Here is a 17,279-nt window from a genome sequence, read left to right on the forward strand (position 1 = left end):
GGAGGTGCGCCTAGGTGAGGGTCGCGATAGTCGGAGCCACGGGAGCCGTGGGGACGGAGCTCCTCGGCCTGCTCGCGGAGCGCTCGTTCCCCGTCTCGAGCCTGCGGGCGTTCGCCTCGCCGCGCTCGGCCGGGCGCCGCGTCGCCTTCGCCGGCGGCGAGGTCGTGGTCGAGGCGCTGCCGGAGGACGGCGACCTCGGCGCCGACGTCGTCTTCTCCTCGGCCGGCACCGCCGTCTCGCGGGACGGCGCCTGGAAGTGGGCCGGGCACGGCGCCGTCGTCGTGGACAACACCAGCGCCTGGCGCCTCGACGAGCGCGTGCCGCTCGTGGTGCCCGAGGTGAACCCCGAGGCGCTGGCGGGCCACCGGGGAGTGATCGCGAACCCGAACTGCTCGACGATCATCGCCCTCATGGCCCTGGCGCCGCTCCACCGCGCCTTCGGCCTGCGGCGCGCCGTGGTGGCGACGTACCAGGCCGTGTCTGGCGCGGGCCTGTGGGGCCTCGAGGAGCTGCGCCGGCAGACGGCGGCGTCCCTGGCCGGCGAGCCGGTGGCGCACGAGCGCTTCGCCCACCAGATCGCCTTCAACGTCTTCAGCCACGACAGCGCCGTGGGCGAGGACGGCTACAACGCCGAGGAGCGCAAGCTGCTGCTCGAGTCGCGCAAGATCCTCGGCCTGCCCGACCTCGCCGTGTCGGCCACCTGCGTCCGCGTGCCCGTGTACCGCGCGCACAGCGAGGCGATCCACGCCTCCTTCGACGGTCCGGTGAGCGCGGAGTCGGCGCGCGAGGTCCTGTCGCGGGCGCCCGGCGTGAGGGTCGTCGACGACAGGGAGGCGAACACGTTCCCCATGCCCCTCGACGCCGCGGGTCAGGACGTGACGCTGGTGGGGCGCCTGCGCGAGGACACGGCGCTGCCCAACGGGCTCGCGCTCTTCGTGTCCGGCGACCAGATCAGGAAGGGCGCGGCGCTCAACGCGGTGCAGATCGCCGAGGCGCTGTTCGGGGTCGGCGCGGCTCGCGCGCCGGGCGGGACGTCCGCGGCGACCCTGACGGTATGATGCCGCGAGACCACAGAGCGAAGCGCTGAGGCGAGGACCAGCCAGCTGGCCGAGCCGCGCGCCTGGAGCGACATGAACCTGGCCATCGTCACCGACTCCACCTCGGACCTCGACGCCGCGGAGCTGGAGCGCCTCGGCGTGGAGCGCGTGCCGCTCTACGTGCACTTCAAGGGCGAGACGCACGAGGACTGGGTCGACATCACCCCCAAGGACATCATCGAGGGCGTCGCGGCGGGAGCCGACCTGCCGACGACGAGCCAGCCCAGCCCCGAGGACTTCGCCGAGGTCTACCGCCGCGTCGCCGCTGCCGGCGCCGACCACGTGCTGGTCGTGACGATCTCCTCCGAGCTGTCGGGGACCTACCAGTCGGCGAAGATCGCGTCGGAGGGCGCCGAGGTGCCGGTGACGGTCTTCGACGGGCGGGGCGCCAGCCTCGGCCACGGCGAGATGGTGCGCGCCGCCGCCGCTCTGCGGGAGCGCGGCGCCTCGCTCGACGACGTCCTCGCGGCGCTGGAGCGCATCCGGGACACGAACTTCGTGCTGTTCACGGTGGGCACGCTCGAGTACCTGCAGAAGGGCGGGCGCATCGGCCGCGCCAGCGCCCTCGTCGGCAGCCTGCTCAACATCAAGCCGCTCCTCACGCTGCAGGACGGCAGGATCGAGCCCGTGACCCGGGCTCGCGGGCTGAAGAAGGCCCAACAGGAGATGGTCGAGCGCTTCGCGCGCTACGTAGAGGCCGCCTCCGGCCCGGTGGTGGCGAACCTGATCCACATCCAGGACGAGGGCGCGGCTAAGAGCCTCGAGCAGGGCATCGCCGCCGCCGGCGTCCCGTACCGGCTACGCGGCATCGCCGAGATCGGCGCGGTCATCGGCAGCCACGTCGGGCCAGGGACCTTCGGGATCTACGCCCACGAGGAGGTCCTCTAGCGCGGCGGGCCCGCGGAGCGAGGGCGTTCCGTGCGGCGTGCCGCGCCCGCCGACGAGCCGAGGTGGGCCGCGCGCAGCGCCGAGAGAGCCGAGGGGCGGCCGGCCGGCCGCCCCTCGTTCGACTCGTCCGCGCGCCGGGTCGCGTGCGGCTAGAGAGCGACGCTGCCCGTGGCCGCGTCGAACTCGATGGTCAGCGTCCGGCCGTCGAGCGTGTCCGGGTCGGCGCGCAGCGTCACGACCGCGCGCACGTGGTTCGGCTGCGGCGCCTGGGTGATCACCTTCACCGCGTTGGCGACGGCGTCGCCGCTGAAGGTGACCTCGCCGAAGGCGGGCACGGACCCCTCGTAGCTGTAGGTGCAGCTGTCGGCGTCGCAGGCGCCCCGCACGAGGGTGATGGGGCCAGCGCCGTCGACCTTGGCCGCGGCGCGGCTATCCGGCGCGGCCGCTTCGTAGGTCGCGGCGCCCTGCCACAGGGTGACCTCGACGTCGATGTCCGACAGCTCTATCGTCTCGGGCGCCTCCGCCTCGCCGGCGTCGAGCGTGGCGGTGGCGATGCTCAGCTCGTTCGTCAGCCGCCCCGGCGAGAGGGGCACGTCGGGCCAGTCGGCGTCGTCGAAGGTGAACGACACCTCGCCGGAGCCGTCCACGGCGGCCGGCGCGAACGCGGCGGTGAGGCTCGCGCTGCCCAAGGAGACGGCCGCGGTCTTGCCGTCGAGGCCCAGGGGGTCGTCCACCGGCACGGGCGGCACGAGGCCGCAGCCGGCGAGGGCTACCGTGCCCACGGCGGCGAGTAGCGCCGCCCTGATCGCGCCCGCGCGCCCGGCGGCGGGATGGGTGGTCGCTGGTCGAGGTCGTGTCTGCATGCTCGCCTCCTCCTGCTCTCCGCTGGCCCATGTGGCGCGCGCCCACCAGGGCGCCGCCCCGTGGTCGTTGCCCGACATGGCCAGGTCATCGCCAGGTTATTACCTGGCGGCGCTCGGCGCCCAACCCCTGTGCCTCGGCGCAGGCCGAGGGACGCTCGGCCTGCGGCCCTGAAGGTCCGCCGGCGGACGCCCGGGCCGCCTAGCCTCGGGGGCGATGTACGCGAGCGTCGCCTCGGCCACCGTGGTGGGCGTCGACGCGGTGAGGGTCACGGTCGAGGTCTTGGTGAGCGGCGGGCTGCCGAGCTTCACGATCGTCGGGCTGCCGGGGGCGGCGGTGCAGGAGTCTCGGGAGCGCGTGCGCGCCGCGCTCAAGCGCCTGGGCCGGCCCCTCCCGCCCAGCCGCGTGACCGTGAACCTGGCGCCGGCCGACGTCCGCAAGGACGGCCCCGCGTTCGACCTGCCCATCGCGCTGGGCCTGCTGGCCGCGGCGGGCGCGGTGCCGGCCGCGCGCCTCGCCGGCCACCTGGCGTTCGGCGAGCTAGCCCTCGACGGCACGCTGCGGCCGGTGAGGGGGGCGGTCAGCGTGGCCGTCGAGGCGCTGGCGGGCGGCCTGGCGCTGCTCTGCGCCCCGGCCAACGCCGCGGAGGCCGCCGCCGTCCCCGGCGTGGACGCGCTGGCGCCGCGCACCCTGGCCGAGGCCGTCGAGCACCTGCGCGGACGCCGCACGCTGAGGCCGGTGGCGGCGCCGCCCGCGGGGGCGCCGCCTGAGCCCCTCGACCTCGCCGACGTCAGGGGCCAGGAGCTGGGCAAGCGCCTCCTCGAGGTCGCGGCCGCCGGGCGCCACAACGCGCTCCTCACCGGGCCTCCCGGCGCGGGCAAGACGATGCTCGCCACCCGCCTGCCGGGGCTGCTGCCGCCCCTGGACACGCGCAGCGCGGTGGAGGTCGGGCGCGTCTACTCGGCCGCCGGGCTGTCGCGCGGCCCAGGCCTCGACCTCACGCCGCCCTTCAGGGCGCCGCACCACAGCGGCTCCGAGGCGGGCATCGTGGGCGGCGGCAGCGCTGTGCGTCCGGGCGAGGCCAGCCTCGCCCACCTCGGCGTGCTGTTCCTCGACGAGGCCCCCGAGTTCGCCCGGCCCGTGCTGGAGGCCCTGCGGCAGCCCCTCGAGTCCGGCGTGATCGTGATCTCGCGCGCCAGCGGGGCGGTCGCGCTGCCGGCCAGGTTCCAGCTCGTGGCGGCGCGCAACCCCTGCCCGTGCGGGCGCGCCCTCGACGACGACCCCACGTCCTGTACGTGCTCGCAGTCCGACCGCCTGCGCTACGCCTCCCGGCTCTCTGGCCCGCTGCTCGACCGCGTCGACCTCCACCTGGTCGTCCCGCGGCTCACGCGCGACGAGCTCCTGGCAGCGCCGCCCGGCGAGCCCAGCGCCGTCGTGGCCGCGCGCGTGGCGGCGGCCAGGCGGGTCGCGCTCGAGCGCCAGGGCTGCCTCAACGCCGACCTCGCCGGAGCCGAGCTGCGGCGCCTGGCGCTGCCCGCGGGCGAGGGCGCCTCGCTCCTGCGCGACCTCGTCGACCGCCTCCACCTCACCGGGCGCGGCTTCGACCGCCTGCTGCGGGTGGCGCGCACGGTCGCCGACCTCGCCGGCGCGGCCTCCGTGGGGCCCGAGCACCTGGCCGAGGCGGCGGCGTTCAGGGTCTAGCGCCCGGCCGCGCGGCCCGGAGACCGCCGCCGCGCGCCGCCGCGGGGCCAGCGGGCCGCCTGGCCCGAACCGGGCTCCCGGTGCCCCGGACGGGACATATGTCCCTACCCCGGGAACCCCCTCCGGGACGAATGTCCCTACGTCAGAACACCGCGTCGGGACCGAGATATATGCTCGAAGCCCTGTGCTAGATTGGCCGGGTATCCTTAGGGGGCGCCGCTCAGATGCCCTCATCCATGCGCCCTAGGAGGGAAAAGACGTGCGTAGAGGCTGGTTGTGGCGGGCTCTGCCCGGCGCAGTACTGACGTTCGTGCTCAGCGGCTGCTCGCTGAGCGGCGAGCAGTCGGTGTTCTCGCCGGTGGGCCCGCTGGCGTCAGAGCAGCTCGGTCTGTTCATGTGGACCTGGTACCTGAGCATCCCCGTGATGCTCCTGGTGGGCGGGGTGCTGGTCTACGTGATCGTCCGCTACCGCAGTCGACAAGGTGACGACTCGATACCCGGACAGACGCACGGCAACGTGCTGCTCGAGGTCCTCTGGACCACGATCCCGGTCATCATCGTCATCCTCGTCGCGGTGCCGACCGTGCGCTCGATCTTCAAGACCCAGACCTACATCGAGGCCGGCGAAGGCGACGTGGAGGTCAGGGTCACCGGCTACCAGTGGTGGTGGAAGTTCGAGTACCCCGAGTACGGCATCACCACCGCCAACGAGCTGCACGTCCCCGTGGGCGCCCGCGTCGTGCTCGACCTCCAGTCGGGCGACGTCCTGCACGCGTTCTGGGCCCCCAGGCTGGGCGGCAAGGTCGACCTCATACCCCACCAGGACAACCAGCTCTGGCTCCAGGCCGACGAGCCCGGCGTCTACCGCGGCCAGTGCGCCGAGCTCTGCCTGGGCGCGCACGCCTACATGCGCTTCCGCGTGGTCGTCGAGGAGCAGGAGGACTTCGACCGCTGGGTGGCGTCGTTCCAGGAGCCCGTCGTGCAGACGGTCTCCGACGACCCGCGCGTCCAGCAGGGACGCACGCTGTTCGCCCAGAAGGGCTGCATCGGCTGCCACGCCAACGACAACTACGCCGAGGGCGTCTCCTACGGTCAGCCGCAGTTCCCCGAGCTGACGAACTTCGGGCTGCGCCACACCGTGGGGGCCGGGGTCCTCGACGCCACGCTCGAGAACGTCGCGCAGTGGATCATGAACCCGCAGTCGGTCAAGCCGGGCAACCACATGCCCACGCTGTGGGCCGAGGACGACCCGAACCGAGAAGAAGAGGCCACGGCGATCGCGGCCTACCTGCTCAGCCTCGGCGCCGAGCAGAGGACCGCCGACGCGGGGGACACTCTGGCCGTGAGCGCGCCGGGAGGTAACTGATGGCCACGTCTGCGAACGTCGCCAGGCCCGCGCTGTTCGTCAGGCCCACCTGGCAGACCGGACTGCGTAGCTGGCTGACGACCGTCGACCACAAGAAGCTGGGGATCCTCTACATCCTCTCGAGCTTCCTGTTCATGGGCCTCGCCAGCGTCGAGGCCTTCCTCATGCGGCTCCAGCTCATGAGGCCGGGGCAGCAGCTCGTCTCGCCCGAGACCTTCAACCAGCTCTTCACGATGCACGGCGTGACGATGGTGTTCCTCGCCATCATGCCGCTGGGCATCGGGTTCGCGAACTACTTCGTGCCCCTGATGATCGGCGGACGCGACCTCGCGTTCCCGCGACTGAACGCCTTCGGGTACTGGGTCTACGCGCTGGGCGGGCTGATGCTCTACACGAGCTTCTTCCTCGGCGGCGCCCCCGACATCGGCTGGACCGGCTACGCGCCGAACACGAGCCTCTCCGCGAACCCCGGCCTCGGCGTCGACTTCTACATGTTCGGCCTGTTCATCAGCGGCATCGGCACGACCGCGACGGCCATGAACCTGATCGTGACCATCATCAACATGCGGGCGCCCGGCATGACGTTCATGCGCATGCCCGTGTTCGTCTGGATGATGCTGATCACGGCGTTCATGATCATCTTCGCGTTCCCGCCGCTGACGATCGCGTTCGTGCAGGTCATCCTCGACCGCACCTTCGGCACGCTGTTCTACGTCCCCGAGGCGGGCGCGCTGCCCATCCTGTGGCAGCACCTGTTCTGGATCTTCGGGCACCCCGAGGTCTACATCATCATCCTGCCGGCCTTCGGGATGATCTCCGAGATGGTGCCGACCTTCTCCCGGAAGCCGCTGTTCGGCTACCCGGTGATGATCCTGTCCGCCATCCTCATCGCCTTCATGGGCTTCGCCGTCTGGTCCCACCACATGTTCACGACCGGCCTCGGCCCCGTGGTGAACACGGCGTTCTCGCTGACCTCGTTCACGATCGGCATCCCCACGGGCGTGAAGATCTTCAACTGGCTGGGCACCCTATGGGGCGGCAACATCAAGTTCACGACCTCGCTGATGTACTGCCTGGCGTTCATCGTCACGTTCACGCTCGGCGGCATCACCGGGATCATGGTCGCCATGCCGACGTTCGACGCCCAGGCGCACGACACCTACTTCGTGGTCGCGCACTTCCACTACGTGATGGGCGGCGGCGCGCTGCTGACGTTCCTCGGGGCCGTCCACTACTGGTTCCCGAAGATCACGGGCAAGCTGCTCGACGAGCGCCTCGGCAAGGTCGCCTTCTGGTTCATCGTGCTGGGCTTCCACACGATCTTCTTCCCGCAGCACCTCGCCGGCCTCATGGGCATGCCGCGCCGCATCCAGACCTACCCGGCCGGCATCGGGCTCGAGGTCTGGAACTTCATGTCGACGTTCGGCACGTTCATCATGGGCGTCGGCCTGATCGTCTTCCTCGTCAACGTCATCCGCGGCTTCCGCTCGGGCAAGCCCGCCGGCAACGACCCGTGGGACGCCCGCACGCTCGAGTGGGCGACCTCCTCGCCGCCCCCCTACTACGACTTCCCCACGCAGCCGGTCGTCAACTCGCTCGACGCCTTCTGGGCCTACAAGCACCCCGAGACCCTCAACGTCGAGCCCGTCGACCCGCGCCAGGCCGGCCGCGAGTACGACGCCCACGGCATCCACGTGCCCGGCCAGTCCTGGTACCCCCTGCTGGCCTCCATCGCCATCGTCGTCGGCTCGTACGGGCTGATCTACGACAACTGGGTCCTGGCCATCGTGAGCGGCTTCTTCTTCATCTTCACGGTCTTCGGCTGGGCGTTCGAGGGCGTGGGCGGCCACCACGTGCACCCTGAGCTCGAAGGAGAGACAGCATGAGCGCGCACGCCGTCGACACCGCGGCGCCCGCCCAGCCCGGCACTCGCGGCGCCATCACGGCGCACGGCTGGCGCAGCACCCGACTGCCCGACGTCAAGCTCCTGATGTGGATCTTCTTGGCGTCCGACTGCATGTTCTTCGGGTCGCTGATAGGCACCTACCTCGCCTACCACAACCGCAGCGTCGTCGGGCCGTTCCCCGTCGACGTCCTCAACATCCCGCTCACGACGATCAGCTCGTTCGTGCTCCTGATGTCGAGCTTCCTCATGGTGCTCTCCCTGCACGCGCTGAGGATCGACGACATCCCCAAGTTCCGGCTCTGGACCGCGGGCGTCGCGCTGTTCGGCTCGATCTTCCTCGGCTTCCAGGTCTACGAGTTCGTCCACTTCGTCAACGAGGGCCTCTCGATCCACCAGAACCTGTTCGGCACGACGTTCTTCGTCCTCACCGGCACGCACGGCATCCACGTGACGGTCGGCGTGCTGTGGCTGCTCGCCTTCCTGGTCCAGTCGTACGTCAGGCCGACGAGCAGCAAGGACGCCGTGTACCTGGAGATCGCGGGCCTCTACTGGCACTTCGTCGACATCGTCTGGATCGTGATCTTCACGGTCGTCTACCTCGTCGAGTTCGTGTGAGCCGGGATCCCCGACATGGCTAGAGACAACCACGGTTCCGTAGGCACCTACATCCTCATCGCGCTGATACTCGGCGTCGTCACGTACTTCGAGTACGCGCTGGTCGAGTACCCGCAGGCCTGGCTCGGCTCGACGATGACCTACGTCGCGCTGGCGGCCCTCTCCGTCCTGAAGTTCGTGCTCGTCGTCATGTTCTTCATGCACCTGAAGAACGACGACCGCATGTACTCCGGCTTCTTCTCCAGCGGCATGGTCATCGCGCTGGCCACCTTCATCGCCATGACGGCGATGTTCCTACTGCCGCGCGCGATGAGCTACGGCGAGGCGCGCGCCCGCGCCGAGAGCCTCGAGGGCAGGGCGGCGCACGGGGAGGCAGAGGTGCCCGAGGACGTCGCGGCGCTGATCGAGAGCGACGGCGCCTCGCGCCCGGCGGCCGAACGGGCCGACGTCCCGGCGCCCGTCGACCGCTCGGTGCCGATCGAGGCCCCGCGTGCCGCCAACGACGGCTCCGACTACGAGGTCGGTGAGCCGCAGGCTGCGGCTCCGCCCGCCCCGGCCGCCGCGGTCCAGGGCGAAGAGGCCGCCGCGGCCCAGGAGGAGGCCGAGGAGCCGGCCGCGCCCGCCGAGGCCGCCCAGGCCGCCGACTGGGACCGCGAGCTGGGCAACCAGGTCTTCGCCGCCAACTGCGTCGGCTGCCACCAGGCGAACGGCCAGGGCATCCCGGGCGCCTTCCCGCCCCTGGCCGGCCACGCCGCCGAGGTGTACGCCGCCGGCGGCCGCGAGTACCTCCCTCAGGTCCTCCTCTACGGCCTCCAAGGGCCGATCCAGGTGGAGGGGATGACCTACAACGGCATGATGCCGGCCTGGGGCCACCTCTCCGACGACCAGATCGCCGCCGTCATCAACCACGTCGTCGCCGAGCTCGGCGACGCGCCCGAGGGCTTCGTGCCCTACACCGCGGACGACGTCGCGGCCCACCGCGGCGACGAGCTCACGTCCGCCGAGGTCCACGAGGTGCGCGACCAGCTCGGACTCGACTGACGGCTAGAGTCGGGGCCGATGGGCGACGTCCTCTACCTGAGCTGGCAGCTCGAGCCCGTCCTCGTGGGCGGGCTCGTGGCTGCCGCGGTCGCCTACTACCTGGCCGTCGGGCCCCTGCGGCGCTTCATCGCGCCCGGCGAGACGTACCCGACGGGCCGGGCCGTCGTCTTCGGCCTCGGCCTCCTCATGCTCTTCCTCAACGAGGGCTCGCCGCTGCACGACCTGGCCGAGCGCTACCTGCTCTCGGCGCACATGGTCCAGCACCTGCTGCTCTCTTACGCCGTCGCGCCGGTCCTGCTGGCCGGCGTGCCCACCTGGCTCCTGCGGGCGGTGCTCGCCTCCCGGCGGGCCCTGCCCGTCTCGCGGGTCGTGCTGCAGCCGGTGGTGACGTTCTTCGCCTTCAGCCTGGCGCTGGCCGTGTACCACGTGCCGGCCGTCTACGACCTGACGCTCGCGAACACGTCGCTGCACCACGCCGTGCACTTCGTGCTCCTCGTCACGTCGCTGATGATGTGGTGGCCGCTCATCGGCGGCCTGCCCGAGCTGCCGAAGCCCGGCTTCCTCCCGCGCCTCGCCTACATCTTCCTGCTGCCCGTGGCGCAGCTCCCGATCTTCGGGGGCGTGACGTTCTCCGACGTCCCGCTCTACCAGGCCTACGCCGTGATCCCGGTGCGCGCGTACGGGCTGGGCGTGATGCAGGACCAGGCGCTGGCCGGCGTGATCATGAAGATCCTCGGCCTCCTCGCCTTCGGCCCCACCTTCATCGTCACGTTCTTCAACTGGTACCGCAGCGAGCTCGCCCCGTCGACGGACGTGGGCGGCCCCGGCGGTCCGGTGAGCCAGGGCGTCCACCCCTGAGGCGCCGGGCCCTCCCGCGAGCTTGAGACGCGACGACGCCGCGCACGACCCGGGTCCGTCCGCGGCGGGAGCCGCCTCGTCCCGGCGCCGCGCCGCGCCGTCCTGCGTGGCCTTCGACTGGGGCGGCGTGTTCACCGTCGGGACGTTCGACTCGAGCGCCGTCAGGGCCCTCGCGCGCCTCGTCGGCGTCGAGGCCCGCGCGCTCGAGCCCACCTACCTGGCCCTCATGGCCGAGTTCGAGGCCGGCGCCTGCGACCTGCCCGGCTTCCACGAGCGCTTCTGCGCGGCCACCGGCCACCGGCCGGACCTGGAGGCGTTCCGCGCGGCGTTCCTCGGCGCGGTCAGGGAGAGGCGGGAGGCCTACGAGCTCGTCGACGCCCTGCCCGCCGGCGTGAGGGTCGGCATGCTCTCGAACAACGTCGCCGAGCTCTGCGACCTCGTGCGCTCCGACCCGCGCCTGGGACGCGTGAGCGCGTTCGTGTTCTCGAACGAGATCGGCGTGCGCAAGCCGGACCCCGCCGCCTACGAGGCGCTGCTGGCGGCGCTAGACGCCGAGGCCGGCGAGGTCGTCTTCGTCGACGACAACCCGGCGAACGTCGCCGCCGCCCGCGAGCTGGGCATCGTCGGCGTGCTGCTCGACGCCGAGTTCCCGCGCCGCTGGCGCGAGGCGGTGCCGGGCATCGCGCTGCCCGACGCCCTCGCCGGCGCCTACTGGGGCTGACGCCGACACGGCCGCCTGAGGGCGCGCGGTAACGTGGCCGCGTGAGCGAGGTACGCGACGACCGCGACCTGTGGCGCGGGCCCGAGGACGCGCCGCGCCCCGTGAAGCTCCTCCAGGGCTACGTGTGGCACCCGCGCGACGCGGGGCTGGACCTGTCCGCGACGCTGGCCGGCGAGGTCGCCGAGGACGTCCACCTGCTCCTCGACGCCATGCCGCGCGCCCCGTTCGCGTTCTTCGACGACGGCACGCCGTCGAGCACGCAGGTCGTCTACCAGCTCACGCTCCTGGCCATCGTGGCGCCAGGCGTCGACCCGGCGCGGGTGCTGGTCGAGGTCGCGCCGCTCGTCGAGGCGCGGCTCGAGGCGACGCCGCCCAGCGTCGGTTGGCAGCTCATGGAGGACCTGCGCGAGATCGGTTGAGGGGGCCCGGCCGCGGTGCCAGGACCGGGTGGACATGCGCCTCGTCCCCGAGACCTGGCGCGAAGGTCGCCGAGCGCGACGGGCGTCCTCAGCGACCCGCCACCGGCACCTGGCGCGTGGGGATCGTGATGCCCTCGGCGTCGAAGCGCTCCTTGACGCGCTTCGTCAGGTCGGACTGCGTGGCCAGGAAGTCCGACGCCGTCGTCCAGTACTGCGCCAGCAGGCCCACGGAGATGTCGGTGAACCCGCTCGTCCTGAAGAGCGGCTCCGGGTGCGTGAGGACCCGCGGGTCGGAGGTGACGACCTCGCGCAGGATCGCCAGGGCCCGCGACACGTCGTCGGCGTAGCTGATGCCGACGACGAGGTCGAAGCGGCGCCTCACGGCCTGCGAGAAGTTCACGATCCGCGCGCCCCAGACGCCGCCGTTGGGCAGGTAGACGACGACCCCGTCCCAGGTCACGACGCGGGTCATGAACAGGCCGATGTCGGTAACCGTGCCGGACGTGCCGGAGACCTCGATGCCGTCCCCGAGCTTGAACGGGCGCAGTGTCATCAGCATGATGCCGGCGGCGACGTTCGAGAGCGTGCCCTGCAGCGCCAAGCCCACGGCGAGGCCGGCGGCGCCCACCAGGGCGGTGATGCTGGCCGTCTGCACGCCGAGGCGCCCCAGCGCCGCCACGGCGGCGAGGATCATGACCACGGCCCGCGCGACGCGGGCCAGGGTGGGCGTGTGGTCGAAGCTGATGCCGGTGGCGCGCTCGACGGCCTGGCGCGTGAGGCGCTCGGCGAGCCGGCCCGCGAGGTAGCCGGCCACGAGGATCACCGCGGCCGTGAACAGGTTGACGGCGAGCCGCGAGAGCGCGGGGCCGACGTCGCTCCAGGTGAAGCCGAGCTCCACTCAGCGCTCCGGCAGCGCGGTCACCACGAGGCGTTCGTGCGGGTAGACGTAGCCCTGGCGCCGCGCCAGCGCCTCGCGGAAGGCGCGGTCGTCGCCGTGCGCGGCGACCTCGTCGAGCCTGGCGAGCTCCGTCGTGAGCGCTCCCACCTCCGCCTCGAGCCGGGCGACGTCGCGGCGGTACACGAGGTTGCGGTCGAGCTCCACGCCGATGAGGAAGAACAGGTGCAGGCAGCCCGCCACGGCCAGGACGACTAGAGCCGGATGCACGCGCCTGCTGCGCAGGTCGGTCACCCGGCGACCTCCTGGAGCGCCAGCGCCTCGCGCAGGAAGCGAGCGGCGTCCTCCGGCGGCGTGGGGTTCACGAAGAAGCCAGCGCCCCAGTCGTAGCCCGCCTGCGTGGTCAGCCGCGGCAGCACCTCGAGGTGCCAGTGGAACGACTGGCGCTCCGGGCCGGGGACAGTGTGCAGCGCCATGTTGTAGGGCGGCCTGTCCAGGGCGTAGTTCAGCGCGCGGAGCACGCCCTGGAGGATATCAGCCAGCAGCGGGAGGTGATTGGCCGCCACGGCGGCGAAGCTGCTGCCGTGTCGGCGCGGCAGGACCCAGGTCTCGAACGGCGTCTTCGCGGCGAAGGGCGCCAGCGCGACGAACCCCTCGTTGGCGGTGACCACGCGCTCGCGGGCCTCGAGCTCCCTCTCGATCACGTCGCAGAACAGGCACCGGCCGTGCCGCTCGTGGTGCTGCCTGCCCGCCTCGAGCTCCTCCTCCAGCCAGCGGCTCGGCACCGGCAGCGCCAGCAGGTGGGCGTGGGGGTGGTCGAAGAGCGCGCCGGCGGCGCGGCCGACGTTGCGGGTGAGCTGCACGTGCCTCACGCCGGGCCTGTCGCCGTGCAGGGCGATGCGGTCGCGGTAGAGCCGCAGGACGTCGACGACGTGGGCGCGGGGCATCCTGTCGAGCGTCTGCCGCGCGTCGGGGTGCTCGACTATCAGCTCCTGGTAACCGGCCGAGGGTCCGTGCCGGAACAGCGCGTCGCCCTCCTCGACGAAGCTCCGCTCGCCGAACGCGTCGTGCGGGTACTCCACGACCCGCATGCTCCACGGGGCGCCGGCGTCGCCGCCGAAGGCGGCGACCTCCCTCACGGAGCGCGAGCCGGGCGAGAGCGGGCTGCGCTCCGGCCCCTCCGGCACGCTGCCGAAGTCCGAGGCGAGCAGACCGCGCTCGGGCGAGAGCAGCACCCAGGCGCGCCCGAAGGTGTCCTTGCGGAACACTGGCACGGAGCGAGTCTAGCAGCGGCCCCGGGCGCCTCGGCGTCGGTTCTTCCACGGCGACCAGCGGTTTCCGATGCCAGTCCGCTGACCGATGTGATCCAGGATGGGTCTAGGCGGGCTGCACGTCGAAGTAGACCTTGTAGGAGGCCCCGAGCCCTGCGACCAGCGGGCTCTCGATCTTGAACGCGATAGAGCCGTTCGCATGACTGCTGCCTCGCGTCGCGAGGAGCACCAGCTCGCGCGCGCCGACTGTGACTGTCGCTGATCCGACGCGGTCGTCACCCCAGTTGAACGTGTCGCTGAGAGCTTGCCCAACCGATGGCATGAGCTCTCCCAAGGCCGACCCTACCTTGTCCGCGATTACAGGTCCGACTATCGGGATGAGACCGAGAGCGACTCGGCCTGCTTCGTGAACGCCCTGGACGACCTTGAGGACCCGCTCGCGATATCTATCCGGATCGCCGAAATCTCTCTCCATGAGGGCGATACCGATGTTCAACCCGTATGGCCGACCCTCGTAGAGTTCGAGACTGTCGGGACGCTGCTCCCCGGCATCAACGTCCTGGTAGACCCGACTGGTGGTCGCCCAAGCGTGCTCTGGAGTAGTAAGGGCGAAGATCACGTAGGGCTCGTCCGAATCCGACCCCTGGTCCCAATCTGTCTCGCCGAAACAGTGCAGCCCCGTGTAACGCACTTTGACGTCGCGAAGGTCGATGGGTCCCGTATCGGGCCAACAGTAGATTCCACCGTGCTGGAACTCGTTGGCGCGACCCCCGTCGGCGAAGGGAACCTCGTTGGAGATCGGATAGCCCAGGTAGGACCTCTCCCAACCCAGCGCGGCCCAACGGCGCCGGATGTCTCCGTAGATCGTGTGAGCGCCGGTCTGCGGACTCCAGTAGATCGAGGCCGTGCCGCCGTTGAAGTGGTTGAACCTGCCCACACCGTCCGACGTCGGCATCTCGTCGGTAGTGGGAGTTCCGTACTTTAGGCCGCCAGCTTCCATCCAACACTCGTAAATCGCTCCGTGGATCTCATAGGCTGCGTCCGTGCCCTGGTCGTAGACGATGGCGGCGTTAGCGAAGCGCCACATCTTTCCCAGGTGGGTCTCGACGCTCGGTCCTGATGTGGCTTCGCCGCCGAGACTCTCGTACTTCTGCCGGATCTTCGCCTCAGATGGGAGGAAGACCCCGGGTCCCTCGCGATGAGGATTGATGATGACCGTCTCAGCGGAATCCCTGGCGATGTCGGCGAGGCTGTCGCTCGATGAATCTACCTTGTGGGTACGGAACTTCTTTCCCATCCTCGTCCCCCTATACGAACGGTCCGCGGATCATCGGCCGGAGGCCGACGCCCGGGCGGAGTCAGATGGCAAGGAGTCGCTCGAGGACTGTGGACTGGGGCTTCTCGTAGGCAGGAGGGGCCGCTGAGACCGCCAAGATAGTCTGCGTCAGGGTCAAGCCCCTGTCTAGGATCGTGCGCACGACAGGACGGCGAAGACGGGACGGAAGCGTGGACCGTGAAGGTCTAGGTTCCCCATGGCCCTGCCAGGTTCGCTTCTGACGCACCGCCCGATCTCAGAAGAGCGCCTCCTGGACAGCCGACTCGCGCTGCGGACCGGGCAGGGCCGTGACCTCGCGGAACTCCAGTCCCAGAGCGCCGAGGCGGTTGAGCGCCGGAGCGGTGACCGCGGGCGCGGCGAGGACGCCCCTGACCCGGCCCGGCCACAAGGACCGCACGCTCTCCACGTAGCGCGCGAGCTGGTGCACGGCCTCGTGGTTGGCCTTGCCGCGCTTGAGCTCCACGACGACGAGCGCGCCGGAGGCGTCGCGCGCCAGCAGGTCGATGCCGCCCACGTCGGTGGGGATCTCGAGGTCCACGAGCGTCAGCCCCGGCTCGATCACGCTGGGGTCGGAGGCGAGCGCGGCCTGCATCTCGGCCTCGCTGCCCAGCAGCACGAAGCCCCCTCCGTCGCGCAGCTCGAAGGCCTGCGCGAACGCCGGGGCGAGGAAGCCCACGCGCAGGGTCTCGGGCGGCGCGAAGCGCTCGGCGATCAGCACCGCGCTGCCGTCCTCGCAGGTCACGCGCACGTCGTCGGTCTGGGGCTGCCAGTTGACAGGCTTCACGCCGCGCGGTCCGTGGACCTGCACGCTGCCGTCGGGCTTGACCATGAGCAGGTAGTCGCCGGCCTCGGCGACCGAGGCGGCGCGTCCCCGGTAGAACACCTCGAACTCCCCCGCCACCTGCACGACGGCGCCCTTGTCCCTGAGCGCCCCCTCGAGGAACTCGACGAGCTCGTCAGGGGCGGGCTGCGTGAGCACGGCCCGCAGCACGGCGAGAAGCGTACCACCGGTTAGACTCGCCCCCATGGGCCTCATCGGCGCTCACGTCTCCACGTCCGGCGGACTCGCCAACGCCTTCGACAGGGCCGACGCGATCGGCTGCGAGAGCCTCCAGGTCTTCGTCAAGAGCCCCAACCAGTGGCGCGGCAAGGCGCTCACCGACGAGGACGTCGCCGGCTTCAAGGAGCGCCACGGCAGGGACGGCCAGCCCGTCATCGCCCACGCCGCCTACCTGATCAACCTGGCTTCGCCCAAGGAGGACATCCTCAAGAGCTCCGTCGAGGGCCTCCGCGACGAGCTCTCGCGCTGCGCCCGCCTGGGGCTGCGCGGGCTCGTGCTGCACCCCGGCGGGCACCTCGGCGCCGGCCCGGAGGCCGGCATCGAGCTCGTCGCCCGCTCCCTCGACGCCGTGTTGTCGCAGCCGGAGACGGGCGACGCCCGCGTGCTCCTCGAGAACACGGCCGGCCAGGGCACGGCCCTGGGCTCGCGCTTCGAGGAGCTGGCCGCGATCATCGCGCTCGTCGACGCCAAGGACCGCCTCGGCGTCTGCCTCGACTCCTGCCACGCCTTCGCGGCCGGCTACGACGTGTCCACCGAGGACGGCTACGAGGCCACCCTCGAGGCCGCCGAGGCCGCGTTCGGCCTCTCGCGCGTGGAGGCGATCCACCTGAACGACTCCAAGCACCCGCTGGGCAGCCGCAAGGACAGGCACGAGAACATAGGCGAGGGGCTGATCGGCGAGGCCTTCTTCGCCCGCGCGCTCGCCGACGAGCGCCTCGCGCACCTGCCCATGGTGCTGGAGACGCCCATGGGCGACGACGACCTCGGCCACGCCCGCGACATGGAGCGGCTCAGGCAGCTGAGGGGGTAGGGCGCGGGCTCGCGGGGCTCACCGCGGCCGCAGGTCGTCCCTCACCGTCGTGTCGCGCCTGACGGTGACGTCGGGCGTCGGGTTGCGGCCCAGCTCGGGCAGCAGGGCCAGGCCGGCGAGGCCGACGATCACGTAGATGATCGAGGAGATGGTGTTCTTCTCGCCGAAGTCGTTCCCGGTGATCGCCGCCACGAGGTCGAACCCGAACAGCCCCACGAGCAGCCAGTTGATGGCTCCGATGATCACGATCAGCAGCGCGACCGTCCTTAGAGCACCCATGACCTGCTCCCTCCCACGGCGGGCCCGGATTCTCCGGTCCCGCTCGTAGGGTAGGGGCTCGGGGTGAGAGGCGGTACTCGGCCGCCCGGAGCGTCGCGTCGACGCCTGTCGAGGCGCGGAGAGGCGCGGAGAGGCCCGGGCCGGCGCACGGGAG

The 17,279-nt window shown here is 71.4% G+C and carries 18 protein-coding genes; 11 read left to right on the forward strand and 7 right to left on the reverse strand.

Translation table 11 applies throughout. From position 1 onward, the window contains the following. Window positions 1-14: 14 nt before the first annotated feature. Window positions 15-1,058, forward strand: a complete 1,044-nt coding sequence (locus tag VF202_15315; protein HEX7041484.1) for an aspartate-semialdehyde dehydrogenase — start codon at window positions 15-17, stop codon at window positions 1,056-1,058. Between the two features lie 72 nt (window positions 1,059-1,130). Continuing rightward, on the forward strand, window positions 1,131-1,985 hold the full coding sequence (locus VF202_15320; protein ID HEX7041485.1) for a DegV family protein: 855 nt from the start codon (window positions 1,131-1,133) through the stop codon (window positions 1,983-1,985). Window positions 1,986-2,134: 149 nt separating this feature from the next. On the opposite strand, the gene VF202_15325 is transcribed toward VF202_15320, so the two are convergent. Further along, window positions 2,135-2,848, reverse strand: coding sequence for a hypothetical protein (locus VF202_15325; GenBank protein HEX7041486.1), 714 nt, complete (start codon window positions 2,846-2,848; stop codon window positions 2,135-2,137). A gap of 214 nt (window positions 2,849-3,062) precedes the next feature. Here VF202_15325 and VF202_15330 point away from each other — a divergent pair, with 214 nt between their 5' ends. From VF202_15330 to VF202_15365, 8 genes are all read left to right on the forward strand, one after another. After that, window positions 3,063-4,547, forward strand: coding sequence for a YifB family Mg chelatase-like AAA ATPase (locus VF202_15330; protein HEX7041487.1), 1,485 nt, complete (start codon window positions 3,063-3,065; stop codon window positions 4,545-4,547). Window positions 4,548-4,806: 259 nt separating this feature from the next. Beyond that, on the forward strand, window positions 4,807-5,913 hold the full coding sequence (coxB, locus tag VF202_15335; protein HEX7041488.1) for a cytochrome c oxidase subunit II: 1,107 nt from the start codon (window positions 4,807-4,809) through the stop codon (window positions 5,911-5,913). Then, window positions 5,913-7,799 (forward strand): cytochrome c oxidase subunit I, encoded by a 1,887-nt coding sequence (gene ctaD, locus VF202_15340; protein ID HEX7041489.1) that lies wholly within the window; start codon window positions 5,913-5,915, stop codon window positions 7,797-7,799. Before coxB ends, ctaD begins: the two co-directional genes overlap by 1 nt. Continuing rightward, window positions 7,796-8,434 (forward strand): cytochrome c oxidase subunit 3, encoded by a 639-nt coding sequence (locus tag VF202_15345; GenBank protein HEX7041490.1) that lies wholly within the window; start codon window positions 7,796-7,798, stop codon window positions 8,432-8,434. Before ctaD ends, VF202_15345 begins: the two co-directional genes overlap by 4 nt. 15 nt (window positions 8,435-8,449) lie before the next feature. After that, window positions 8,450-9,475: a c-type cytochrome gene (locus tag VF202_15350; protein HEX7041491.1), complete on the forward strand. Its 1,026-nt coding sequence runs from the start codon at window positions 8,450-8,452 to the stop codon at window positions 9,473-9,475. An 18-nt stretch (window positions 9,476-9,493) separates the two neighbouring features. Beyond that, window positions 9,494-10,333, forward strand: a complete 840-nt coding sequence (locus VF202_15355; protein HEX7041492.1) for a cytochrome c oxidase assembly protein — start codon at window positions 9,494-9,496, stop codon at window positions 10,331-10,333. A gap of 22 nt (window positions 10,334-10,355) precedes the next feature. Further along, the gene (locus VF202_15360; GenBank protein HEX7041493.1) at window positions 10,356-11,054 is read left to right on the forward strand and encodes an HAD-IA family hydrolase; all 699 of its coding nucleotides are present in this window, start codon (window positions 10,356-10,358) and stop codon (window positions 11,052-11,054) included. 41 nt (window positions 11,055-11,095) lie between these two features. Continuing rightward, window positions 11,096-11,473, forward strand: a complete 378-nt coding sequence (locus tag VF202_15365) for a DUF3208 family protein (GenBank protein ID HEX7041494.1) — start codon at window positions 11,096-11,098, stop codon at window positions 11,471-11,473. Window positions 11,474-11,561: 88 nt separating this feature from the next. Here VF202_15365 and VF202_15370 read toward each other — a convergent pair whose 3' ends face one another. The 5 genes from VF202_15370 to nucS all read right to left on the reverse strand — a co-directional run bounded on the left by VF202_15370 (window position 11,562) and on the right by nucS (window position 15,966). After that, a complete protein-coding gene (locus tag VF202_15370) occupies window positions 11,562-12,371 on the reverse strand; it encodes a mechanosensitive ion channel domain-containing protein (protein HEX7041495.1) in 810 nt (269 codons plus the stop codon). Further along, window positions 12,372-12,662: a hypothetical protein gene (locus VF202_15375; protein ID HEX7041496.1), complete on the reverse strand. Its 291-nt coding sequence runs from the start codon at window positions 12,660-12,662 to the stop codon at window positions 12,372-12,374. Continuing rightward, window positions 12,659-13,642 (reverse strand): hypothetical protein, encoded by a 984-nt coding sequence (locus VF202_15380; protein ID HEX7041497.1) that lies wholly within the window; start codon window positions 13,640-13,642, stop codon window positions 12,659-12,661. Before VF202_15380 ends, VF202_15375 begins: the two co-directional genes overlap by 4 nt. Window positions 13,643-13,745: 103 nt before the next feature. Next, window positions 13,746-14,936, reverse strand: a complete 1,191-nt coding sequence (locus VF202_15385; GenBank protein HEX7041498.1) for a hypothetical protein — start codon at window positions 14,934-14,936, stop codon at window positions 13,746-13,748. 274 nt (window positions 14,937-15,210) lie between these two features. Beyond that, a complete protein-coding gene (nucS, locus tag VF202_15390; GenBank protein HEX7041499.1) occupies window positions 15,211-15,966 on the reverse strand; it encodes an endonuclease NucS in 756 nt (251 codons plus the stop codon). Window positions 15,967-16,000: 34 nt separating this feature from the next. Between nucS and VF202_15395 the strand changes: the two genes are divergently transcribed. Continuing rightward, window positions 16,001-16,846: a deoxyribonuclease IV gene (locus tag VF202_15395; protein HEX7041500.1), complete on the forward strand. Its 846-nt coding sequence runs from the start codon at window positions 16,001-16,003 to the stop codon at window positions 16,844-16,846. A gap of 18 nt (window positions 16,847-16,864) precedes the next feature. Here the strand turns inward: VF202_15395 and VF202_15400 are convergent, their stop codons facing one another. After that, window positions 16,865-17,125, reverse strand: a complete 261-nt coding sequence (locus tag VF202_15400) for a DUF378 domain-containing protein (protein ID HEX7041501.1) — start codon at window positions 17,123-17,125, stop codon at window positions 16,865-16,867. Between the last annotated feature and the right edge of the window lie 154 nt (window positions 17,126-17,279).

It is taken from the genome of Trueperaceae bacterium, assembly GCA_036381035.1.
In the GTDB taxonomy this organism is placed as follows: domain Bacteria; phylum Deinococcota; class Deinococci; order Deinococcales; family Trueperaceae; genus DASRWD01.